The organism is Dictyobacter sp. Z7_2 (assembly GCF_057551105.1).
In genome coordinates this window covers 2,048,788-2,072,474 of record NZ_BAAJPE010000002.1, presented here as the reverse complement: position 1 = coordinate 2,072,474, position 23,687 = coordinate 2,048,788, and the positions used below count along the sequence as shown (strand labels likewise).

21 protein-coding genes and 1 tRNA gene are annotated in these 23,687 nt (G+C 47.4%); 19 read left to right on the top strand and 3 right to left on the bottom strand.

Annotated elements, in window-relative coordinates; genetic code table 11:
* The first annotated feature begins 25 nt into the window (after window positions 1-25).
* From AC27N8_RS22160 to AC27N8_RS22145, 4 genes are all read left to right on the top strand, one after another.
* Window positions 26-1,642 (top strand): amidohydrolase, encoded by a 1,617-nt coding sequence (locus tag AC27N8_RS22160; protein ID WP_487069574.1) that lies wholly within the window; start codon window positions 26-28, stop codon window positions 1,640-1,642.
* Between the two features lie 92 nt (window positions 1,643-1,734).
* Window positions 1,735-2,505, top strand: a complete 771-nt coding sequence (locus tag AC27N8_RS22155) for a sulfite exporter TauE/SafE family protein (protein WP_487069573.1) — start codon at window positions 1,735-1,737, stop codon at window positions 2,503-2,505.
* A 220-nt stretch (window positions 2,506-2,725) separates the two neighbouring features.
* Window positions 2,726-4,264 (top strand): tetratricopeptide repeat protein, encoded by a 1,539-nt coding sequence (locus AC27N8_RS22150; RefSeq protein ID WP_487069572.1) that lies wholly within the window; start codon window positions 2,726-2,728, stop codon window positions 4,262-4,264.
* 261 nt (window positions 4,265-4,525) lie between these two features.
* Window positions 4,526-4,900 carry a hypothetical protein gene (locus AC27N8_RS22145; protein WP_487069571.1) on the top strand — a complete coding sequence of 125 codons (375 nt, stop codon included), beginning with the start codon at window positions 4,526-4,528 and terminating at the stop codon, window positions 4,898-4,900.
* 82 nt (window positions 4,901-4,982) lie between these two features.
* Here AC27N8_RS22145 and AC27N8_RS22140 read toward each other — a convergent pair whose 3' ends face one another.
* The gene (locus AC27N8_RS22140) at window positions 4,983-5,261 is read right to left on the bottom strand and encodes a hypothetical protein (RefSeq protein WP_487069570.1); all 279 of its coding nucleotides are present in this window, start codon (window positions 5,259-5,261) and stop codon (window positions 4,983-4,985) included.
* An 88-nt stretch (window positions 5,262-5,349) separates the two neighbouring features.
* Between AC27N8_RS22140 and AC27N8_RS22135 the strand changes: the two genes are divergently transcribed.
* From AC27N8_RS22135 to AC27N8_RS22090, 10 genes are all read left to right on the top strand, one after another.
* The gene (locus tag AC27N8_RS22135) at window positions 5,350-6,459 is read left to right on the top strand and encodes a Gfo/Idh/MocA family protein (RefSeq protein ID WP_487069569.1); all 1,110 of its coding nucleotides are present in this window, start codon (window positions 5,350-5,352) and stop codon (window positions 6,457-6,459) included.
* A gap of 297 nt (window positions 6,460-6,756) precedes the next feature.
* Window positions 6,757-7,584, top strand: coding sequence for a CHAP domain-containing protein (locus AC27N8_RS22130; protein WP_487069568.1), 828 nt, complete (start codon window positions 6,757-6,759; stop codon window positions 7,582-7,584).
* A 309-nt stretch (window positions 7,585-7,893) separates the two neighbouring features.
* A complete protein-coding gene (locus tag AC27N8_RS22125; RefSeq protein ID WP_487069567.1) occupies window positions 7,894-8,184 on the top strand; it encodes a hypothetical protein in 291 nt (96 codons plus the stop codon).
* Between the two features lie 302 nt (window positions 8,185-8,486).
* Window positions 8,487-9,536 (top strand): hypothetical protein, encoded by a 1,050-nt coding sequence (locus tag AC27N8_RS22120; RefSeq protein ID WP_487069566.1) that lies wholly within the window; start codon window positions 8,487-8,489, stop codon window positions 9,534-9,536.
* A gap of 370 nt (window positions 9,537-9,906) precedes the next feature.
* On the top strand, window positions 9,907-11,529 hold the full coding sequence (locus AC27N8_RS22115) for a DHA2 family efflux MFS transporter permease subunit (RefSeq protein ID WP_487069565.1): 1,623 nt from the start codon (window positions 9,907-9,909) through the stop codon (window positions 11,527-11,529).
* Between the two features lie 116 nt (window positions 11,530-11,645).
* Window positions 11,646-12,302, top strand: a complete 657-nt coding sequence (locus tag AC27N8_RS22110; protein ID WP_487069564.1) for an HlyD family secretion protein — start codon at window positions 11,646-11,648, stop codon at window positions 12,300-12,302.
* 86 nt (window positions 12,303-12,388) lie between these two features.
* The gene (locus tag AC27N8_RS22105; protein WP_487069563.1) at window positions 12,389-12,994 is read left to right on the top strand and encodes a hypothetical protein; all 606 of its coding nucleotides are present in this window, start codon (window positions 12,389-12,391) and stop codon (window positions 12,992-12,994) included.
* A gap of 444 nt (window positions 12,995-13,438) precedes the next feature.
* Entirely contained in the window at window positions 13,439-13,660 is a 222-nt protein-coding gene (locus AC27N8_RS22100) for a winged helix-turn-helix domain-containing protein (protein WP_487069562.1), read from the top strand.
* Between the two features lie 270 nt (window positions 13,661-13,930).
* Window positions 13,931-14,455, top strand: coding sequence for a YceI family protein (locus tag AC27N8_RS22095; RefSeq protein ID WP_487069561.1), 525 nt, complete (start codon window positions 13,931-13,933; stop codon window positions 14,453-14,455).
* A gap of 69 nt (window positions 14,456-14,524) precedes the next feature.
* Window positions 14,525-14,597: transfer RNA gene (locus AC27N8_RS22090), tRNA-Arg, on the top strand.
* Window positions 14,598-14,694: 97 nt separating this feature from the next.
* On the opposite strand, the gene AC27N8_RS22085 is transcribed toward AC27N8_RS22090, so the two are convergent.
* On the bottom strand, window positions 14,695-15,834 hold the full coding sequence (locus tag AC27N8_RS22085) for a tyrosine-type recombinase/integrase (protein ID WP_487069560.1): 1,140 nt from the start codon (window positions 15,832-15,834) through the stop codon (window positions 14,695-14,697).
* 272 nt (window positions 15,835-16,106) lie between these two features.
* Here AC27N8_RS22085 and AC27N8_RS22080 point away from each other — a divergent pair, with 272 nt between their 5' ends.
* Both AC27N8_RS22080 and AC27N8_RS22075 read left to right on the top strand, forming a co-directional pair.
* Window positions 16,107-16,490, top strand: a complete 384-nt coding sequence (locus AC27N8_RS22080; protein ID WP_487069559.1) for a hypothetical protein — start codon at window positions 16,107-16,109, stop codon at window positions 16,488-16,490.
* 183 nt (window positions 16,491-16,673) lie between these two features.
* Entirely contained in the window at window positions 16,674-16,916 is a 243-nt protein-coding gene (locus AC27N8_RS22075) for a hypothetical protein (RefSeq protein WP_487069558.1), read from the top strand.
* Window positions 16,917-17,426: 510 nt separating this feature from the next.
* On the opposite strand, the gene AC27N8_RS22070 is transcribed toward AC27N8_RS22075, so the two are convergent.
* Window positions 17,427-20,075, bottom strand: coding sequence for a helicase C-terminal domain-containing protein (locus AC27N8_RS22070; RefSeq protein WP_487069557.1), 2,649 nt, complete (start codon window positions 20,073-20,075; stop codon window positions 17,427-17,429).
* A 163-nt stretch (window positions 20,076-20,238) separates the two neighbouring features.
* On the opposite strand from AC27N8_RS22070, the gene AC27N8_RS22065 reads away from it, so the two are divergent.
* The 3 genes from AC27N8_RS22065 to AC27N8_RS22055 all read left to right on the top strand — a co-directional run bounded on the left by AC27N8_RS22065 (window position 20,239) and on the right by AC27N8_RS22055 (window position 23,600).
* Entirely contained in the window at window positions 20,239-21,774 is a 1,536-nt protein-coding gene (locus AC27N8_RS22065) for a HEAT repeat domain-containing protein (protein WP_487069556.1), read from the top strand.
* The gene (locus AC27N8_RS22060; RefSeq protein WP_487074729.1) at window positions 21,726-22,025 is read left to right on the top strand and encodes a HEAT repeat domain-containing protein; all 300 of its coding nucleotides are present in this window, start codon (window positions 21,726-21,728) and stop codon (window positions 22,023-22,025) included. Before AC27N8_RS22065 ends, AC27N8_RS22060 begins: the two co-directional genes overlap by 49 nt.
* Before the next feature lie 126 nt (window positions 22,026-22,151).
* The gene (locus tag AC27N8_RS22055) at window positions 22,152-23,600 is read left to right on the top strand and encodes a hypothetical protein (protein WP_487069555.1); all 1,449 of its coding nucleotides are present in this window, start codon (window positions 22,152-22,154) and stop codon (window positions 23,598-23,600) included.
* Window positions 23,601-23,687 lie beyond the last annotated feature (87 nt).

Genomic DNA, 23,687 nt, shown 5'->3' with positions numbered 1-23,687 from the left:
ACGGTTATGGAAAGTGAGCTCTTTAATGAGTACGGTGCTTTATCTCAATGGGAATATCTATACTCTGGATGCCTATCAGCCTCACGCGCAAGCTATGGCCATCGATACACAGAGCGGACGTATTCTTACGCTGGGTTCCAACGACGAGGTGCGTCGTAGCGGAGGAGTCCACGCAGAGCTGATCGATCTACATGGACGCACGGTTGTGCCTGGTTTCATTGATGCGCATATTCACCTGCTGGAGACGGCCTATCGCTCTCAGCGTATTGATGCGGCTGCGTGTACCAATGAGGATGAGGTGGCCGAACTTGTGCGTGCTCGCGTGGCTCATACTCCCGCCGGCTCCTGGATACAGGGAAGCCATTGGGATCGTAATCTCTGGTCGGACAGTCGTTTTCCGACCAAAGCTTCGCTTGACGCCGTTGCTCCCGATCATCCCGTTGCCCTGTCAAGTAAAGATGGACATCTCTTATGGGTCAACTCGCGTGCCTTAGAACTGGCACATATTTCCGCCCTCACTCCTGAGCCTGCCACCGGCGCTATTCTGCGCGATGGGAGTGGAGAGCCAACCGGGATATTGCAAGAAGCCGCTGCTACCAGTCTGATCTTTGCTGTCATTACCCCTCCTGATCCGCATGTCAGTAAAACATTACTTGAGCAGCAGCTGGCAAAATTGCAGAGTAGCGGCATTACGACGATTCATGACATTGAGGGCGAGCTTTCCTTGAATGTTTTTCGACAACTACGTGATGAGCAGAAACTTGGAGTGCGTGTGCAGATGATTATGCCTCGGCAGATGCTTCCCCAATTGCCTGCGTTGGGTGTGAATAATGCCGAGAACGATCTATTGCGTATTGGAGGCATTAAGATTTTCGCTGATGGCACGCTTGGCTCACAGACTGCGGCCATGGTGGATGGCTTTGAAGGGGATCCGCATAATCGCGGTATCCTGGCCCTGCCTGAGCAAGAAATGATGGAGACGGTACGTGCCGCAGCTGAGCAGGATCTGATGATTGCTATCCATGCCATCGGCGATCGCGCAGCGCATGTGGCACTCAACTCAATTGAATATGCGCAACGTGCTCTCAAGGCGGCCCAGACTACTTCGTCCCAGCCATCAAAGCATGTGCGCTATCGTCTGGAGCATGTGCAGTTGATTACTCCCGAGGATCTGGGACGCATGCGTCGTCTGGGCGTTATCGCCTCTATTCAACCTTTTCATGCCGTTGCCGATCGCGATATCGCTGAACGTTACTGGGGGAAGCGTCATCGTCGAGCATATGCGTATCGTACGATGTATGATCTGGGTATCCCATTGGCGCTGGGCTCTGATGCTCCTGTTGAAACCTTTGATCCTTTAAATATTCTCTACGCTGCGACCATGAGAAGTGATCCAGCGACCCGGCGTCCATCGTGGCTTCCTGAGCAGGCACTTTCTATCAGCAGCGCCCTGTTAGGTTATACGCTGGGAGCAGCTTATGCGGGTGCCGAGGAGAGCCGTAAAGGATCCCTGGCCGTTGGCAAACTGGGCGATGCTGTCGTCTTACGCGAGGATATGCTGCGCATCGAGCAAGCACACATGCCTGAAAATGGTGTTCATGCCACGATCCTGGGTGGTAAAGTGGTATATGGTAGTCTTTAGCGTATCTTTGGCCTGGTTGCAGGATAATTGGTACGTCGCGATCAAGCGAATTGTCGCACCTTCTAACCGTTTTGTGATTCCGAGGTATATTCATGTCATTTTTTAATATTGTTCTTCTCTTCCTGGTCGCTTTTCTGGGAGGGACGCTAAATTCAGTGGCTGGTGGCGGAAGCTTTTTCACTTTTCCTGCGCTGATCTTCACCGGAATACCCTCTATTCCGGCGAACGCCACCAGCACAGTCTCTCTCTGGCCGGGCTCAGTTGCCGGTATTGGAGCCTATCGCCGCGAACTGGTTGAGTTGGACCGTCGTCTTCTGATTGTCATGGCCGTCACCAGCTTAATTGGTGGCTACCTTGGTGCTCGCTTGCTCTTGATCACTCCTCCCTCGATTTTTGAGACGCTGCTCCCGTATCTCTTGTTGGTTGCCACATTACTGTTTACATTTAGCCCTGCTGTGACAAAGAAATTGCGCATGCGCCGCATTGAGAAGTCTGTCATTGGAACCAGGCAGCTCATCTCGATCTCCATTGCCCAGTTTATCATTGCAATCTATGGAGGCTATTTTGGTGGAGGGATCGGCATTCTGATGCTGGCAGCTTTGGCTCTCATGGGCTTAGAAAACATTCACGTGATGAATGGCCTCAAATCGGTCCTGGCCTCCTGTATCAATGGTATCGCCGTAATCACTTTTATTCTGGCGGGTATCATCCACTGGCCCGAAGCTATTTTGATGATTGTTGGTGCTACGATTGGTGGCTATGGTGGAGCATACTACGCCCGTAAGGTCGATCAAAAATGGGTGCGCCTGTTTGTCATTATCGTTGGCTTTGCCATGACATTGTATTTCTTTATTAAAGGCTGATTTTGTACCTATGTATTAAAGTACATTTGATCAGATGGAGAAAGCAAAGAAAACAGGGTTCCTCCACACCTTTACCCTACTGTACTATTTCCTGGGTATCTAATGATAGAAATGCATTCGCGATACGTCATTATTAGTAGCTATATATCGCGCTTCTTCGATGCTTATGAAAGAGTAAAAGTGGCAAATCAGATCTCTTTGCATTTTAAAGGAGACAGTTTTGAGGAACTCTGATCACATTTCTAAATACAATCAGCGTGGCACTGACTACGCTCTGTCAGGAGATTTTTACCAGGCGCTGGCTGAATTCAGTCAAGCGATCCTCATTCAACCACAAGAAGCCTCCTGCTACTATAATCGAGCACTGGTCTATCGGAGCTTGCATGACCATCGCAGTGCGCTGATGGACCTGCATCATGTGTTGAGGCTTCAACCTGCCTATGCTCTGGCATATTATCAACGCGGGATCACATATTATCTCCTGCGTGACAATCGGCAAGCCATCCATGATTTCAGCACTGCGCTGCTGCTTCAGCCTCACGATGTGCAATCGTTTGTTGGGCGGGCCGTCGTCTACATTGTGATGGAAGAATATGAGCAGGCTCTGATTAATCTGGATCGCGCCATCTCGCACGATGCATCGTTAGCTGGTAGCCTGGGAGCTTATGGGAGCAGAGGTCAGGCGTATGCGGCTCTTCAGCGCTTTGATGAAGCCATTGCGGATTATTATCAAGCACTATGTTTTAAACCTGATGATGTGATCTTGCTGAACCGTTTGGGCGCAGCATATACGGATAGTGGTCGGCCCGAGGCTGCACTCGAGCATTATTATACGGCTTTGATCTTGCAGCCAGAAGCCGCTTTTACCTATAATAATCGTGGTGAGGCCTATAGATTGCTCGATCGCTATGCCGAGGCGATTGTTGATTTTGATCGTGCTCTGATGATTGATAAGACATTAGCGATTGTCTACTATAATCGAGGTCTGGCCTATGAAGCGCTCAATCTCAGCGAGCAGGCATTACAAGATTATATCCATGTGCTTGACCTTGATCCTACATTGATCGATGTCTATCACGACCGTGCCAGTCTCTATAGTCGTCTTAAACGTTATCCAGAAGCGCTGGCTGATTATCATAAAATTCTTGATTATGATCCCTCTGATACGATGGCTTTGTACTGTCGTGGCACCATATACTTATATCTGGGACAACCGCAGCAGGCCATCGACGATTTCGATGCTGTGATTTTGCAGCGTCCAGATTTTGCCTGTGCCTATCATAATCGCGGTGAGGCCTACTTATACCTGCGAAACCTCGAACAAGCGAGCAATGATTGCCGTCATAGCTGGCAGATGGATACATCGCATGCCGCTCATGGCTGGATGACGCAATGGATTGAGGCTTGTTTGCAGGAGCCAGATGCTCTCTGGCTTGCCCGCTTAGATGACATCGCTACGCAAGCGCCCGCCGATTATGCTGCTTATATGTGTCGAGCTCTCACTTTTTTCCTGCGCGGGCAAGCGCAGCAGGCATTGCAGGAATTGCATACGGCGCTCCTCATAGATGCCGAGAAGTGGGATGCCTATTTCTGGAAAGGTATGATTCATGCCAGCATGGATCACGATGAAGAGGCTCTTGTGGATCTTGAGCGAGCGATTGCATTACGTATTCCTCCCATCTTATTATCTCCTCTACATTGGCTGAAGCAGGATCATATAAATTTTTATACGCAATATGCTCTCTCCTTTTTTCATTAATCACTTTATCTGGATGGCATATCCACATTGCTCATCCATCGCATATATGGCAGTAAAGATGTACAATAATTAATAGGGTGAAGCGATTGAAATTATGACCGAGCTGAGAGAAATAAGCTAAAATATGTACTTCAACGTATGCATTTTATGCTAAAGCATTCATAAATAGAGTTACATATCTTCTCATCGATAGACCATAATTTCTTTCTGCTTCGTTCCAGGAGCGTAAATAACGATATGTCAATATATAAAGGAGTGATTATGGTTCGCGACCAAAAAAGCAAAAATAAGACAGCTCAAACTTCAGCCCAGGGAACTATTGAGGCACCCCAGCCGCAAGTGCCAGCCGCTTCCCAGGAACAGGATAGTATACTGGCTGTGCCAGGCCCCACCTGGCCTGTCTGGCCGACCTCCAAACCTGGTCCACGCTCGACACCACCGCCTCCTGCCATGCATCCATTTAATGCTTTCCGACCGGAACAGGTGAGCGAAGTTGGCTACAATCAAGAGACTGGCGAACCCGGTTCAGATAGTGCGCTGCGCTCAATGCCCGATGCATCGATGAAAGATCAAGTTAGTGCTGATCAGATGACATCTGATCGCAGCACTTTGACCAGACGTAAGAAACGTTTGTAGCACAGACAGACCGCATCCAGGTTTCCGTCTCAGTGTATCCTTAATTATAAGAGGCATACACTGAAAGAGGAGACAGCTTCCTCTACCAGGTCGCTCTTACCGCTCTGTCAACGGTCATCGCGCCGATGTAGCATTGGAAACATACATCCCAATGGGGTGAAATGTTCACCGACGTAGCGGCGCGGCTCTGCCGTGCTGTCACTTCCCGCACGAAAACGTCCCACCTGCATCTGAAAGCAACGCAGACGAGACGATCCACGGTGGGAAGATCGTGCAATGGAACCTCATGAGGAGCGTGGTCGTACGAGTCACAGACAGCACGGCAGAGCCGCGCCGCTACGTCGGTGAGCGTCTCACCCATTGGGAGACACATTTCCAATGCCACCACAGTGCGATGACCTTTGACAGGGTACTTACCGACCGTGAGAGAGCGCGGAGGAGTTTTGATCATGGATTTTGTGCAGAAAAATCAGCTACGTTATGCTGTGATTGGTGCCGGTGCCGGCGTATTCGGGATGCATCGAGCGGCCCTTCAGTTATCTGAGATAGATGTGGTAGCCGTCGCAGATGTGAATCGAGAGGGAGCGCGCCAACGTGGTGACGAATTCCACTGTCCGTTTTATGACGATCACAAGCAATTGTTAGACGAAATGAAGCCTGACGTTGTCGTGGTCATGACTCCTCACCCTTACCATGCTCAGATTGCTATCGATAGTTTGCAGGCTGGTAGCCACGTGCTGGTGGAGAAGCCTATGGCTGTACAGGTGAGCGAAGCTGATGCGATGATTGAGGCGGCCGAACGTGCCCGGCGTATGATTGGCGTGGTTTTTCAGCATCGCTTTCGGCCAGAGATCAGGGCAGCTCATCAACTCATTCAGAGCGGGCAGATAGGCCGTGTACAACATGTGTCGATGACCGCTGTCTGGACGCGTACCGCACGTTATTATCAGTCGGCTGGCTGGCGAGGCACCTGGAAAGGCGAAGGTGGTGGCGTCTTAATGAATCAGGCTTGCCATCATCTAGATTTATTATGTCATTTAATGGGTGAGCCGGTACGCGTCTTCGCGTGGACGCGGCGTATCCTACATGCTATCGAGACTGAAGATACTGTTCAGGCCGCTCTGGAATGGTCCGATGGTGCCCTTGGTTCGCTCCACATCAGTACCGCGGAGGCGGATCAGGCCGAGCATCTCAAAATTGTGGGCACGCGTGGACAGCTTGAGTTGAATGGGGATAGCTTGACCCATCGCGTTCTGGATACCGATATTACTCATTTTGTGGAGACGCATCCTAAGGCGATGGCCTCTCCTGCTATCTCTGATGTTCCCGTCGAGATCGATACCAGCGTGAGCGGCAGCCATAGTGCCGTCTATCGTGCTTTTAATATGGCGGTTGTTCATGGAACTCCATTCACCTCGGCCGCTGAAGAGGGGCGTATGTCGCTTGAACTGGCCAACGCTTTTATCTATGCCAGCTATACCAATCAGCCGGTCGAAATTCCGCTCTCCCGATCAAACTATGCTGCTCTCTTACAGGATCTCATCGACAAAAAGCGCTAGCATTTATGAGTTAATTGTGCGTACAAGAAGCATTGGATTTCTTCAGAGAAACTGATGAACGTAGACGATATAATACTATATATGTTGATATGTTATAGCTATGGATAATGTATAGTAAAACTATACGTCTGTGATCTTCAATGCAGGAGCAAATGCGCTGCTTTAAGCGCTGACCTATAGAGATAGAGATGAGGCGTGTGCGGGGGTCTGCAAGTTGTATATTCGAGAGAGGATACATTGCAAACACAACCACGAAGCTGGAAAAAAATTCAGCGGTACAACGTAGTGAGTTTTGTAGTGAGTACTTGTTTTATTCTTGCCTGTGGACTTGGTTTATTTGGAGTCGTGTCGCGCGCAAAAGTGGAGGGCGCACGTGGTCAACCTTTGATTGTTTGTTCACATACTGATCGTATCCACATCGTTGTTGGAGAGGAAACCCTTGCGAGTATTGCTGCACGTCATGACCTGACTACCCAGCGTCTGATGGCTTATAATCGTTTGAGTGTTTCAGCTCCTACATATATCAATCAGAGTATTTGTATTCCGAGCATGTCGTCCGAGACGATAAATAGCGCGACGCTGGCGCTCCGGGTACCCGAAAAAGAGGCTGCCCCGCTGGTCGTCGTAAAGCACACTGATCTCATGGAGAAAGCGAAACGTGTCAGGCCGGCTGCGCCTGCGTTTCAAGCTGTTAAAGCGTCTCCGCCGCTCGTTGGAGCCCCGTATACAGGGCGATCGGGCCTGGCCATGCTGGCCCCGATAGGACAATTAGCGAACAGGCGCAATGAATATCCATTGGGACAATGTACATGGTGGGCTGCACAGCGCTACTATCAACTGCACAATGTATTTGTGCCCTGGACCATGAATTCGAATGCTGGAGAATGGGTCGGTCGTGCCCTGCAATTTGGGTGGCATGTATCCAGTGTTCCGAGGGTGGGCTCAATTCTGGTTTTGCGTCAGAATGTGCAAGGAGCGGGCTCAATAGGACATGTGGCGATCGTTGAACAAATCCTGAGCAATGGTACAGTGATTGCCAGTTCGCTGAATTGGGGAAAGCATCCCCACTCAGTCACAAATTCGCTGTTCCATCTGGGATATGGCGTTTCTTTCATTGATCTGTAGTGAATGCTACTTATACTGCTTAGAAGGCAGTGTGCCAGGAGCAGTGACAGGCCTGGCTAGTGAATTACGTTTAAAGACCCCATGCATAACATCTATAACCAGATATCGGCAACGGTATCTGGTTTCCGCATTTTCATCGTCTTGTATTACTTTGCAAGGATCATCGCGGGACGCGCTCAGTGTCCAATACTCTGAAGTGAGGGGTAAAACCCCTTTCGCCCACGGCGTCAACGCCCACCGACGTAAGTACATTCCGCGATTGATCTCTGAATGTACTTACTGCTCTGTCAAAACACAGAAGGACGTTGCGTGGCAATGGAGGATGGCCCCTTGAACCAGGCACTCAGGCTCGCCGACGTAGCGGCGCGGCTCCGCCGTGCTGTCACTTCCCGCACGAACACGTCCCATGTGCATCTGAAAGCAACGCAGACGAGACGATCCACGGTGGGAAGATCACGCAATGGAACCCTATGGGGAGCGTGGTCGTACGAGTCACAGACAGCACGGCGGAGCCGCGCCGCTACGTCGGTGAGCCTCTCACCCCATCGCCTTCTGGAGCTGTTTTGGACACACATCACCGATACCGCATCGGCGCGATGACTTTTGACAGAGTAGTAGCGGCGCGGCAATTCGCTTGATCGCGACGTACCGCCGTGCTGTCACTCGACGCACGAAAACGCTCCTCATGGGGCTCCATTGAGAGCTGCGCTCGAGCTGTTTCGTACGAGTCACAGACAGCACGGCGGTACGTCGCGATCAAGCGAATTGCCGCGCCGCTACTTTATCCGGAAGGTACTTGACATCTAGAGGGCCATCAGGTAGATTGAGGCGTGGTAGGTCACTGTTCGTTTGGATAGTTATGAGTCAATCCAGTCGTTACGACGTATGAACGGGAGATGTAATTGGTTATAAAGAGTCAGGAACAGATACGCCTGGAACAGGCTATGGTCCAGGCGGTAAGTGTCAATAATGACGAGGCCGTTATCGATCTCTATAATGTGATTTTGATGTCACCTTATGCCGTAGAGATCATGGATTCGTTACCCGATGTGGAGAGCGTCCAACTGATTTTGCAGCGGGATAGTGAACGTCATCTCTTGCGTGAGGCTCTCGCTAGTCGACGTGTGGAACAAATTGTGACCTCGGCTGATCTGGTGGCACGCGATATTGTATGTTTAACGCAGGATGAGCAGGAGATTGTTGAATTATCCTGTGGTTTCATGGATGCCTGGCAGGCTCAAGATAATAATGCGCTCTTAGATGTTGTTGAGACCATCCTGAACTCTCCTCATCGTGATTTCTTACTTTTTACAGAGCAAGAAATGAGTTATATCGAGCAAATGTATCAGCAAAAGCATTTTGCACGCTTATCGCATGCGTATCAGCACCATCAATCTGGACCACAATATCAGCTTCAGTTGCCGCAACAGCAGCTGGTTGCCGTTGCCACGCCCGCGCCGGCCCCACCCAGCGTATTTAACTTTCCTGATATCAGCGCAGAATGGTTCAAGAAAGTATGTCACGTGAAACGTATTTATCTTCTCCATTGGGTGTATCAGAAGATCTCAACTGATGAGCTAGAGCAAACGACTCTCGATGATCTGATCAACGCACCTATGATCAATGAAGGTATCCGGCTGGCTAATCATGCAGCTAACACGGTCCCTTTATTACCAGAAATGTTGTTACCAGAGATTTTTCAATCCTTCCAAAACGATCCAGTTGTTGACTACGTGTCCCTACTCTACGAGAACCGTCTTACCGATGAACAGGTTAAAAGCATCATATTGATATTTCTCAATAAGCAACTCTTTGAGGAATACTTGCTGTGGGAGCAGTCTACTCAGCTTCCAGACTGGCTACAGATGGCGCATGGATGTGATGGGGAGACCTTCAGGCAGCAGATCGCGTTTATGTATCCGTGGGTAAAGACGCTCAGTTGGTGGCGATAATAAATCAAACAGAAGTCAGCGCGCCGACGAGATTATAAGGAAAAAATTCTCCGAGATCTTGTCGGCGCGCTGATTTTTTAAGCTTCAAGTAGCAAAAAGCGCTTTCTTCCGTATCTATCTCCCTCAATTTATGGTAATCGAGACGCATTACCCCTCCGATGAACTTCAGCGACCCTTGACACATGGCTGACTTTTTGGTAAATTGATGACTAGTGAGTCATAAAGAATCTGTACTGGTCAGAAAATAGATTTTATGGTCAGAAAAAAGGAACATAGTCAGAAAGTTCTGTTTCTGATTGTATATGCCACATGTTTCTTTTTCACACGCTAAAAGTAATCAAATTCTATGCCGTTTAAGGAGTAACACATTATGCAAGTTGCTGTCGCACCTCCAGAAGAAAAGTCGGGGGGACTTGCGTATAAGTGGATCGTTGCCATTGTTATTGTTATCGGACTATTCATGACTATCCTGGATAGCACTATCGTGAATACGGCTATTCCGAAATTGGAGACCAGCTTTGGAGTGAATCTTACCAGCGTACAGTGGGTTCTTACTGCATATACGTTGGCGCAAGGTGTTGCTACTCCATTGACTGCCTACCTGGCCAGTCGTATCGGCAACAAACGTTTATATCTTTTTTCGCTGATTGGCTTTACGCTTGGATCTGCGTTATGTGGACTCGCCTGGAGTCTGCCAACGCTGATTCTCTTCCGTATCCTACAAGCCGTGTTTGGAGCCTTCATCTCACCACTTGCTATTACCCTCCTCTACAATGAATTTCCTCCCGAAGAGCGTGGTACAGCGATTGGTTTCCTGGGTGTCCCGCTTCTACTTGGTCCTGCGCTTGGTCCGACCCTGGGTGGATATCTTGTCACCTATACTGGTTGGCCGCTCATTTTTTATGTCAATGTACCGGTGGGTATCGTCGGATTGATTCTGGCGATGGTCTATCTGCATGACAGCCCTGCGCAGCCAGTCAAGTTCGACTTCTGGGGATTTGTCTTTGTCAGTATTGGCCTGGCGGCTTTGCTCTATGGTATTTCGTCTGCTGAGGGAGATGGCTGGGGCTCCTCTACCGTGGTGGGCTGTATCGCAGGCGGGACGCTCTTATTGATCGTTTTTGTGATACTGGAAATGACGCGTGTGAAGCAGGAGAAATCTGTCCTGCTCGACTTACGTGTCTTCTCGAATCTGACATTCACCACCAGCCAGATTGCTACTTCACTCGTGACCTTTGCATTGTATGGAGGTCTGTTTGTGGTGCCAGTTTATCTCCAAAACTTACGTGGTGAGTCTGCGTTTCAGTCAGGCTTGCTACTCCTGCCTGGATCTCTGTGTTCGATGATCGCTGTCGTGTTAGGTGGTCGTCTGGTTGATAAGTTGGGCGTACGCGCTGTGGTTATTCCAGGTCTGTTTATTCTGGGCCTGGCGCTCTACCTGCTGACTGCCGTCAGTCCTTACGAACCATATGGCCAGATGCAGATAGGTCTATGCATTCGCGGTTTTGGAATTGGTCTTTGTTTGCAGCCATTAATCGTTTCTGCGCTCTCGGAGATCAAACCTCGCTTGCTATCGCAGGCATCATCTGTGAACACAACGCTACGTTTTGTCGTTAGCTCGCTCGCTATCTCCGTTGTTTCGACCTATGTAAGCGCTCAGACGACTCTACACTATTCCCACATTGCTGAGACTGCAAACCCCACATCGCCGTTGGGACATCTGGTCACGCTGCTGGAAGCTGCCTTCATCTCAAAAGGATATCCAGTACAGGCGGCATTGGGCGCAGCCGTACATGAAGTCTCTCTGCTCGTCCAGAGACAGGCGGCGGTGGAAGCCATTAGTGACGTCTTCTGGCTTACATTGATCCTCTCTGGTGTCGCGGTCATTGCCACTATCTTTGTGGGTGGTTTTAAGAAAAAACAGCCCATCCCCGAAGAAAGTTTAACCGACGAAGAGAAGAAAGCACGTGATGAAGCCGCTATGGCTGTATAGATAGCGTATAACATTATCGCTTCAGAGACATAGGAAAATAAGATAGATTTTCCACATAAAAAAGAAACATTTTATCTGAAAATTCATTCTCTTGCATAAAAAGGAGATCATAGGCAATGCGTCGTATCATTTTAGTAACGGTCCTGGTAGTAGTGGCCCTGTTTGCCATTCTCATTGGTGGCGGTTTGTACTTTTACAATAATTACCTCTATTATTCGACCGATGATGCTCAAGTGACTGGAACCGTCTTGAACGTGAGCAGTCCTGCAGCTGGTCAGGTGAATACCTGGAGCGTGGCTCTGGGTAGCAAAGTCACTGCCGGACAACAAGTTGGCACGGTAACTTCCGTATCGGCGCTTACAGGTAAGACTGAGACCATCAAAGTGACGAGTCCGATCGCCGGGACAATCGTACAGGATGCCACTGTCTCTGGTCAGACAGTTGGGGTTGGTAGTACGTTGGCTGAAGTAACGAATCTCGATAATGTCAGTGTCACTGCATACATCGATGAGGGCGAGATCAGTAATGTGAAGGTCGGCCAGGATGTTGATATCACTGTCGATGCTTATAAAGGAACTTCTTACAAAGGTCACATCCAGACAATTGTATCGGCTACGGCGGGCACCTTCTCACTCCTACCTACCAACGATGTTACCAGCGGCAACTTCAGCAAGGTGACGCAGCGCATCCCCATTGTTATCACCCTGGAAGGCAATAGTGGAACCACTCTGGTCCCGGGCTTGAGTGCAGAGGTCAAAGTTCACCTGCATTAGTTTGATCACCAACCAGATGGAGTCCCGTCCACTGCGCATAGGGGCTCAGAGGACTCCATCTAGTCAGGGTGTGGAAGGAGCACAATATGCTGCTGATCATCGGAGTACTGATTGGAGTTGCTATTCTTGCCCTGGTGGCCGCTTTTTTTGTGGCCCGTGGAGGTCGTCAGAAGGTGCAGCCTGCTCCCGAAGTACAGATAGAGCCAGAGCCAGAGCAGCTAAAAATCGAGACGAGCACATCTGCATCGGCGTCAGAGGTTGAGGTGCCGAGCGCTCATCTTCTGGCAGAGACTGAAAAACGACCAGCCATCTCATCATTCCAGCGCCAGCAACCAACAGAGCGTAGCCAGCCGGAGGAGTCTCTGGAGCAATTGGATTTCCCGGACAACGCTTCTCCTACCTATATTAACATCAATAGAGGCACAACTGTATCTGACATCGACACTCACCCGGGATCATCCCTGTCAGAACGGTGGACCCTTGAGCCATCCCAGTATTCGGAGAGAGACGTCACAGTGCTAAAGCGGCAACTGTACGAGCTGGCTGGACAACTTCATCTTATGCAGCACAAAACGCGCGTCATCGAGCAGCGTGTACTTGAAATAAGTAGTGTGCTTGAGCGTATGGACGACGAACAGAATTCCCAATCAAGCGCATCAGAAGCACCATCTCCGCGAGCCTATAATGGATAGCGAGGTGAGATCGGTCTGGCTGGATTATCATTTGCTTTTACATTCCTCAACCATCTCAGTGAGATACCTTATCACCTATCTGAGCCTGCCCTCGTAGGTGATGAGGCCACTTCAACGAGCAACTTCATTATTCACATATAATATATGCTTGAAGCATCTCTTTGTCTCTTGACTTTTTTTGAAGCATCTTGTAAATTAACGAATGACTATTCATAAAATCTTTGTATAACAACAATAGCCTGACATAGCCAACGTTTGCGATCAGTCCTTCCTCCGCGGATTGGCTGGATGCTAAGAGTAAACAAGTCCTGTAGATTGCTGTATTGTATGTGATTAAAAAGAATCTTTAAATGAGTGTATCGATGCTAATCGGTATGCGAACCAGACCATCTCTCGCGGATACTGGTAAGAAATAGTCGTAGTCAATAGGAGAATACAAGCCATATGTTAAACATACCGAGCGAAGACGCTGTAGAAATAACTGAGACCAGAGCCCCAAATACATTGCATCCAATCACCGAGAAAATCATAGCTCTGCTCAAAAAGGACTCTCGTATCACCGATCAGCAGATAGCCGATGAGCTTCATCTTAAAAGTGGAGGTGTCGCCCATGGCTGGAGAGTCGTAACCGAAGAGACATTAAAAGAGCGTGCCTGGAAAGACTGATCAAAATCTCATATTCTGGCAGCAAAATGGAAATAGCATCGAAAAAGGCTTGATTTTTCAGCCAAAAAATGTTATAGTTTATAGGTAATCGCGAGGAGCTACAAAAATAGCTCCTCTTTTTTTGTGCCATTCATCAGATTCTGTCATGTATATTGAAGCATTTCCACATTTGATTTCGTTAGAGGAACAAGAGCCTTAACGAAGAAAAGTCATCATTATGCTATCCTTTAGCGATGACCTCTATGCTTGCCATGACAGGAGTCCTCCTCCATGATTTTTGAACTCGATCCTTTACATAGCCTGATAGAATTTTCAGCCAGACATTTAATGATAAGCATTGTGAGAGGACGCTTTTCTGAAGTACATGGCACTATCAAGCTTGATACACAGTATCCAACGGAGTCCTGGATCAAAGCACAGGTCCGAACCGAGAGCATCTATACCGGTGCCAGCCGACGCGATGCCCATCTGCGCTCCGCCGACTTTTTTAACGCCACTCAATATCCCATCATGACCTTTGAGAGCACACACGTCAACCTCCTCGACCAGACGCGTAGCGACCTCGATGGATTACTCTCAATTCGCGGCGTAACTAAAGCCATCACCTTCAAATCCGCCTATGCCGGACAATGTCGAGATCCACTCACCGACGCCTGGCGCGTCGGATTATTTGCCCTCGCAATCATTGATCGCCGCGACTTCGGCATGCAATTTAATCGCATCGAACAAGGCATCGCCCTGATCGGAAACGAAGTGCGGATCGAAATCCACGTAGAAGCAGTCCAGATCCAGTAAGCCGGCGACGTCGAGTGTGTCGGGACAGGATTGAATAAGCGTAGTGGATGTGGTATCATGTGCCCTGACGGGGCTGTAGCTCAGTGGATAGAGCGTCGGTTTCCTAAACCGTGCGTCGGCGGTTCGAGTCCGCCCAGCCCCATATCGTCGACCCGCTGCTCAGGCGGGTTTCTTTGTTGGTCTGTGCGGATAATAGTTGTGATTTGGCTGCCGTGACAGCAACCGTGACAGCAACGCCCTTAGACAGTCCTGTATAGCAGTGTATCCAGACGATTCATGGCTTCCTCTTGCATGGATGGAAGCACGTGTGAATAGGTATCCAGTGTCACACTGATCTGACTATGGCCGAGCAATTCTTGCACGACTTTTGCGTGAACTCCCAGCATCAAGAGTAAACTTGCCGCGCTATGCCGTAAATCGTGGAAGCGAATGATCGGAAGCTCTGCCTTCACCAGGATCGGCCGAAAAGATCGGCGAATCATATTTCCGACCTCAACGGGACCTCCGATCGTATTGCAAAAGACCCATCCCTGATCCTGCCATTCTGGACCGGCGGCCAATCTGGCTTCTCGCTGGCGTATCCGATGCTGTTTTAATGCTTCGATTGCCAGCTTCGTTAGATGAATGCGGCGACGGCTTTTTGTCGTTTTGGGTTCGGAAACGGTGAACCCTTTTCCGACGAGACGCGTAATGGTTCGCTTGACCTGGAGAATTCCGATAGCCAGGTCGATGTCTTCCCACTTGAGACCAAGTAATTCGCCCTGTCTCATCCCCGTTGTGAGAGCAAGTACATAGAGTGCTTCAAAGGGATCTCCCTGTGACGCTTCCAGAAACTGTTGTGCTTGCTCACCAGAGAGAATACGCATCTCTTTCTTTGGGACACGTGGCGGATTGACCGCATTACTCACGTTGCGAATAACCAGTTGCCATTTCAATGCATCGTTGAGTGCCTTATGCAGGACACGATGGATATGTTTTACCGTTTGTGGAGCATATCCTTCCTCCAGTTTTTTGTTGTAGAGCGATTGCAGGTGTTGTGGAACCAGTTTTTGCAATTTGGTCTTTCCCAGCACAGGCAAGATATGCAGTGTGATGATCTCTCGATATCGTTCATACGTGCGTTCCCGGACGTTATTTTTCGCGATATCGTGTAACCATGTTGTCAGGAAGTCATTTAATGTCTGGTCCTCGCCAGGCAGAAGTATGCCTTGATCTTTCTGCTGGTTCACCTCACGAGCGGCTTTGATTGCTTCCTGTTGTGTTTTACAATAGATAGACTTGCGTTTGTTGTTTTCTAGGATGATGGAGGCGACCCATCGTCCATCTTTCCGTTTGTAGACTGATCCTTCTTGATTGGCTCGTTTTCCCAAGATTGTCACGTATTCCTTTCATATATACAAGTGACAAACTATGGGGCCTGTTCATGAGGCGAAATGCCGTGTTTGAGCTGCTCACATCACTTCTTCATCGCCTCATATCCGCCTACGAATGTCTATTGTTAAGCGCTGATTCCAGCATACAATAAATAACACATCTATTGGATGGAATACCCCTTTTAGGCTAGTTGCCAGGCTTATTGTGCAAGAATATGAGCTATTTGATCTCGATGCTCAAATGAATGGTATTGGGATCGGTATTCGAATGGAGAAATATGGACACTGAAGAGCAAAAAGACATGTTTAATCTGTTTCACGATGGAAGCTTTACCCCTTTTCATCAAGTAGACAATGATCTTCACTTTGAGGTTGAGATTGAATATCTGGCACAGATGCTTCATCCTACTTATCATCGTTTCAAAGGGATTCTCAAAAATTGTCGACGACTCGCGCTGACATTCTGGGATGATGAAGCGATCATCGAAGATAGAGATAGGATAAATGCACTGGTAGATGAGCTGGAAATAGCCAGTGCTGCGAGCCATCCTAATGGTGTTTCTATTTACTGCCATCGATATAGAAGGCTTTCTCATAATCGCTATGGGAGACTTCTTGGTGGTGAGATTTTTGTTGTCTGTGATGCTATCATAGTTTTTTGATGAGGCAGATCAAGCAATGAGCAGTGATGATCTGAGAACAATTTTTCGAAACTATTGGCAAGGATTTGGGGGAAAATGATTTGAGGTGGATGAAGATGAAAATTGGCTTCATCGTGAACAGATTGAGTGTTCTTTGTTTTTTTTGTTCAAATGAGACGTTCTTAGAAAATGGAGCATACCTTCATGTCAATATATCATGATATTGTTGAAGCGCTGAATCCACTGGTGAATGCTTTGGATCAGCTTGGTATTGTGTATTATATTGGTGGTTCAGTATCTAGCTCTTTCCATGGTATTGCTCGGCGAACTCAAGATATTGATCTGATTGCAGATATTCAGTCTCACCATGTTCATCGACTTACACATATGATGCAACATAAGTATTATGTCGATGTAACAAGCGCTACAAGATGCTGTGCGACGTAGTTTGCCCTATAACGTAATTTTTCTCAATACAATGATGAAAATTGATCTCATACCTTTGAAAAAGCGTGCTTTACCAGGAAGAAGAAAAGCATGCTCAACCTCAAGTTTTAGAGACTGGTGCACGCACCTTGAGAATTGCTTCCGCAGAAGATGCTGTGCTTACCAGGTTAGAATGGTTCCATATGGGAAATTGTTCTTCTACTCGTCAATGGAACGATATTGTAGGAATATTAAGACAGCAGGGCACGAAACTGAATCTTCTCTACCTTATGCATTGGGCTGATGTACTTGGTGTAAAGAATGTACTCGAAAAATCTCTTCAGGATGCTGGATTATGATAATTATCTTCTTGTAAATGAGCCGAGAAACGTGCATGTGTATAATCCGTTTCGTTAGTAGGAAAGGAACGCTGAGTTCTACCGTTTTTGCTGGCAGGACCATTTACCAAAATCTTTAATTTGTGTTTTCACTTTGGCTAATAACTATATTGATAATGTCAAATTTTCTGTTCTAAGCCATAGAGTCTCTGGACCATTCTTTGCAGAGATCTTTTCCTGTCACAATACGACTATTGGTTTCATCTAGTACGCGGATAAGCCATTTGTCTTTTGGTAAATGTGATTGTATTCTTTGTGCAGATATGTGCCTTGCTGGTATATCATAAAGGGACCAGCCTTCTCTATAGAGACTTAAAAGTTGTTTTACCCGATTCCATAACTCTATTATAGCCGCTTGTTCTATGATTTTTATGCTTCCGGCAGAAGCTTCCGCTTCTGGTGCTATTTCTTGCAGATGTGTAACAATTACTCCACGAATGGTATAACCTGGATACTCTTGTTCTGCTCGGGTAACTTGGTTATGTACTTGGCCAATGTTATGATGTGAAATAAGGTTAGATGATTCATGTTCAATCTTAGCTTCAAAGGTAATTATTTCTCTGGAATTTCCAAAATTACCACGCCATTTACAATCTGTTGCTCCTTGGTAGTTAGGAACGGAGGCACTATAACCGAGTAATTTCCCCAACTCTTCAAGTCCCGTTTGGAATTGTTTATGATTGTTCGATTGAAGATTATTAGTAATTCTTTCACATAATTTATTAAAACTGCGTTCTTTGATCCCTAAATCTTCTAACTGCTCATTAAAACTGTGAATAACAGTGCTAGTATAATCATCGGAGTTTGTATTAAAGCTAATAGAGGATTGTCTGGCTCGGTTTAATGATGCTCGTAGGCGATTGAACCACATACTTTGGCCACCACGTTTAATGGCCTCCTCTAATACTTGTAATGATTTTTCACGTGCTGCTGGTTCACCTTGTAAGGACTGGAGATACAACGCTTTTGCCCATTGATATCCATAAAATGCGCAGATCTCTAGTAGATTAGTAGAGAGAGCTTTCTCCCAACAGATTTTAAATTTTGACGCTGCTACTTCATAATTATGATTTTCAAAAAGTGCACTCCAACCAATGATTTCATCTTCTGATATGTCTATTGTTTCTTCACCAGATGTTAGGGAATTCTGAGGAACGTTTGCTAGATATGCACCAAACTGTACGTCATATTTCTCAAAGTCACCATGCAAAAAGGAGTTGACTTCCGAGGTTACTATCTCGTCTCTTTCTTCTGCTAAATCCTGCGCCATATCAATTTCGGCCATAATGTTCCTAGAGATTCCAACTCTGTTTGAATCAACACCAAAATAGCTTGCAAAGCGATTATCAAGTAGTATATACATACCGAAGTCTTCAGCAGAGCGGTTGCATCGACCAAGTGCTTGGATAATGCGCTGATTTAACCTCATCTGCATGAAACTTGCATCTCTCAAATTCTGATTGATAAATTCTTCTTGGATATTGATTGCCCGAGGAATTGTGGGAATAACCACAATTCTGCACTCATCTCCATTAAAATCCATACCATCAAAACGCCCAGCCACAAATAATCCTCCTTCAGAGGCTTTTTTGAATATCTCTATCTCGTTTCCTTGGGGGGTTAAAAGCCACGTTGAGTATTCTTTGTCTGTCTTATTCATCTCTAGTGTAATGGTATCTTTATACTTAGTTGCCTCAGCGCTTGAAGAACATAACCAGACACTTTTATTTTTAATTGCTAATGCACTGTTTAGTGTGTTTAACAAATGTTCTTGGGATTCTTCTCTACCCTCCTTGCTTATGAGAACCAATCGGCGGCCTGATGTTCTTTCCATAAATTCTGCTGGAACCGGGATTTTTTGTATTTTTTTAGTTCCTAGTCGACGACTTAGGTCATGTGGATCTCCAATTGTGGCACTAAAATATAGGCGCTGCTGAGTTGCTTTATAATGATTCTTTGTAAGAAGGGGATAAATATATGGGCGTATCCAAATAGATGTTGTGCTTATATAAATATTCGCCTCACGTAAATTTTCTCTCATACGACCCCAGCGATATGATAAATCTGTATCGACAGAAAGTGTTGGAGATGTATCTATTATCTCTTGGAGACGTTGTGCTATATCAATCTGATCGATAAAGGAGAGTAACTGTGTAGAAGGTCTGCTAGATATATTTACTTCTTCGGCTAATGCGTCTGCAAAAATGGGGTAATCAGGGAAGCGGTTGTTAAGCAATGTAATTATCTCGGTGAATAGCATAGGGTGTTGATATTTACTTATCTCGACAGAATAAAGTGAATGAAGACAAAGCTCAGCTAAATGAGCATCATCCATAATAATAAGATCGGCAGGATCGACAACAGGATGCTGATTAAAATAAACCCAGTAGTTCATAATAGCAACTTTTGTTGCTCGATGATATCCCCGTTTGGCAGATGCAGGAATGTCTATACTTTTCCCTTCCATAAGGGCTACTGGAATATTAAGTTGTTTAGCTTCTGCTTCCATCTGGCGCGCTAGAGTTTTATTTGCCGATACTATCGCAACTTTTTTCCCTGCTTGTCTCCAAGACTCTGCTATCAATAATGCAATAAGTGTTTTCCCTGCTCCAGTTGGTAGCTCAATGGCAACATCGGTAGCAATATTTGTTGTGTTTTGTTGATCAGGTAAGAATGTGTCTGCATACTGATGTAATATATAGTCTTGGGCAGGCCAGAGTTGCCGAAACTTTTCAGAATGAAAACCTGTGAGCAAATTTGTGTAATCGCCTTTGATTGGCATTTGTTTGTCTATCTCCAATCTTTTTGAAGGATTAGTTTGCGATAATATCTACAAACTACACTTATGTAGTTTGTGTAATTCTATCATAAAATTTCAAAAAAGGTACTTACGTTACAGATCAATTGAGTGGAATTTGATACTACACGATTGAATGGAGGATTTTTTGCCACATAACCACATTGAACAGATTGTCCAACAACTTTACTCCTCTCGGAGTGGGCGACGAAAGGCGGTAGAGGAGCTTCGCCAGCTTGGAGAACCAGGAGGGCAACTCTCGATAGAAGTGCTCATCCACATGATGTTGAATGATACCCTTCCGCTACGTCATGCCGCAGCACAAATCTTGCGTGAATGGCGTGAATATGTCCCCATCGAGCCATTGCTTCTAACGATGCAGGATACACATGCACAGGTCCGATCTGCAGCCCGATGGACATTGGCAGCTGTTGGGGAATACGCCTCGCAGGAGAGCATCCTCTCACATCTTGCTGATCGGGACCCAGCCATGCGTGAAGGTATCCTTTATGCGCTTGGAACGCGTGCACCGATTCCCCTGGTGCTGGAAGCGATCGGTGCCCTAGAGGAAGATCTGCGCGAAGCCGCAACGTATCTGATCAGTCTCATGGGGGAGCACATTCCTGTTGAGCCACTCCTCAACATGCTGAAGATGGGGGATACTTCTATTCGTGCCGCAGCAGTACGCTCTTTAGGGAATCGAGGTGAGCGTATCCCAATTGAGCCATTGATCGAAGCGCTCCATGATACAGAGACCAAGGTCCGTCTGAACGCCATCAGAGCACTTGTCTGCTTGGGAGAACGGATGCCACGAGCCGAGCTACGTGCATTGCTTGATGACGCTGATCAATCGATTCGTCAGGAGGCGACGAAAGCGCTGGCCAGCGTCGGTGACCCTGCAGCTCTTGCTATCATTGTGGATTTGCTGCATGCCGATCATGAGTGGGCACGTGAGAATACGTTGGTCTGGCTACAGACATCGATTGATGTGGAGGAAGATGGACTCGCCAGACATCTTCCTCTTGATGAATTACTGCCTCTCCTCAAAGATGAGTGGTGGCCGGTAGGAATTATGGCAGCTCGGATGATTGCACGGTTAGGTGAGCAGGCACCATTTGCGGAACTGCTAGCTTTCCTGTCTGATCCCTTGCCTGAGGCGCGCCGGGCAGCGTTGCACGCATTTGCGGTGCTTGGAGAGTCTATTTCTTTGAGCCAGTGCATTCCTCTCGAACCGGTGTTGGCTGTTCTAGAAGCTGAGGATGTGGAGACACGCCGAGGTGCCGCGGAAGTATTGAGCTATTTTGGGTCAAGTGTGCCAGTAGACAGACTCTTGCCATTCGTTGAAGATCAAAACATCGAGATTGCATGCCTGATCGCCAAACAAGGACGCCAGGAAGGGGTTGATGTCCTCGTTGCGAACCTGTGCATAAGCGATCGAGTGTGGGCTGCAGCGGCGGCCCTCGGCGAATTAGGCAAGCACGCCCCAGCAAAGCCGTTGCTTGCAGCATTGCACACGAGTGATGGGTCAGCACGTCAGAGCGTCGCAGCAGTCCTCTATGAGACCCATCCAGAACTCCTTCCACCGTTGGTCACAGAGTTAGTAGAAACGCTTGTCTCTGGGCAGGTAGGGCCTCGCTGGAGCCACTGCAAGAAACCCTGGTTGCTGAAGCCCTGGCCGCACTGAGCGGTTTTCATCCAGCTCTTCTTGCATGGTTTGACCAGGCCCTGGACGCTTCCAATTGGGAAGTGCGTCTGTGGGCTATTTATGGATTGAGCAAGATGTCGCCGCACGTCCTTGATCCAACAATTGAAAAGCTACAACGACTTCTGGATGATCCAGAATCAGCCAGCGTTCGCGAGGCAGCACGCCATGCAATTGAAATCCTTCTGTCAGACACTGCCACTGATGGATCGGGATTGCCTGCGTCTCTCTAGAACAGTCGTCCATTGGAGCGTTGGTGTAGAGAAGTACATGTTGTTTTCCTTTTCTCTACCGTCAAACATCAATACATTATTTTAAACGAGTACCTGTCGATGTGCGGGAACTCAGGAGCGTTTTGCATGCCTATTGACTCCATGTATACTTCTTCCTTTGTCTTACCCAAATTTCCACGGGTTGAAAATATTCCCTCGAGCTCAATTTGTTCCGGGCCAGATGGTCATCTTGGCTTTGTGATCTGTCATATGCCGCCAGATTATGGGGATTTTTCGGCATCGATGACGAACTTTTCCTTTGTGATGCTCGTCATCGATGTGGAACATGCTCACGTGGAAGAACATCATTTCTCACTCGCGTATAAAGCTTTCTACACGATCAATTTGGTTTACGATGCAAAACAATCTACCTGGCTGCTGGTTGTCGATGCTGCCAGAAAAGACGGCCCCATCCTTCAAAAACTGCTCGATTTTTACGCCGCCGATGTATCCACTTCCCAAACATGGGAGTTGGTGAGAAGGATCAGGCAAACGTTGGACAGACGTATTGATAAGGATGACAGTGTAGAAGGTATTTTTGTTGATTGGGAACCCTGGTTTGCTACATATATAGGACAGAAACCCATGTTCACCACGTTGGTAAAAGGTCATGTAAATGATGATGGATTAGCGGAACACAATGTGCAATTAGTTCATGCCCGCACACCAGAAACTTTTACGACATATGAGTTGCGGCGTGGACATCGTAGCATCTCCTTTGTGTTTGATGCCTCCATTGTCTTATTTTTTTGTGAATGCCCTGAAGAGACCTCTACCTGGACTATTTCTCTCTCTGCCTTTGATGTGCATGGCAAACAGATAACATTCAAGGAGATCATTCCTGTTCCCTATCCAGCACGTTGGGAGAAGCTTTGGGTCGCCGATGATCTTGGCGATTGGCTCTGGCCTACCATGTCAGTAATTGGTGGTCCGTCCTGTGGACCAACACAGGGAAAAACCTGCATTGCAGCGCTGCAACTGCGTGATCAGCCTGAAAAAGAACGTGGCTACCCCCGAGGAGAGATTCGGTATGCGAAGGAACCATTGCCAGAAGTACAGGGAGGACTTTTTTGTCTCGATCCCATGGGGCAGATCGTGGCGCAGCAAGAATGTATCCTTGGTGAGTCTCTCTGCATGTGTGTATGTGGTGAGCGTGTGATCGGTGTAGATCTCATGGACGAAACGTGGCGCCTCTGGTCCTGGTCGCCTCTTGTGACAAACACTTTCGGCGTACAGATGGATCTGAAATATCATGCAAAGCGTGTGACACTGATTCCTGTCGCGAGCGATGATCAGTCTGTGACTTCATCCTTTTGGTTGATTGCTGAGAATGAGATCGGTATCCAGGTGGAATTGTGGGTTGGCCCTGACTGGCAGTGCAAACGCCAGCAGCACGTCAAACATGTGCGATTGCCAAATCAACGCGCTCAGACGCAACTAGAATACAAACCTGGTGCTATTGTCGCATCTCAAGATTCCTTGCTAGTTATGGTGATAGATCAAGAGTATCGGTTACAACTTCTGCGCTTTCAATAGTGTTATTTGAACTCATGTTCCTTGACACCGGTTGGAATTCATTGCATTCTTGATTCAGATTTGTATGAGCTAAAGCTTCTATTTCAA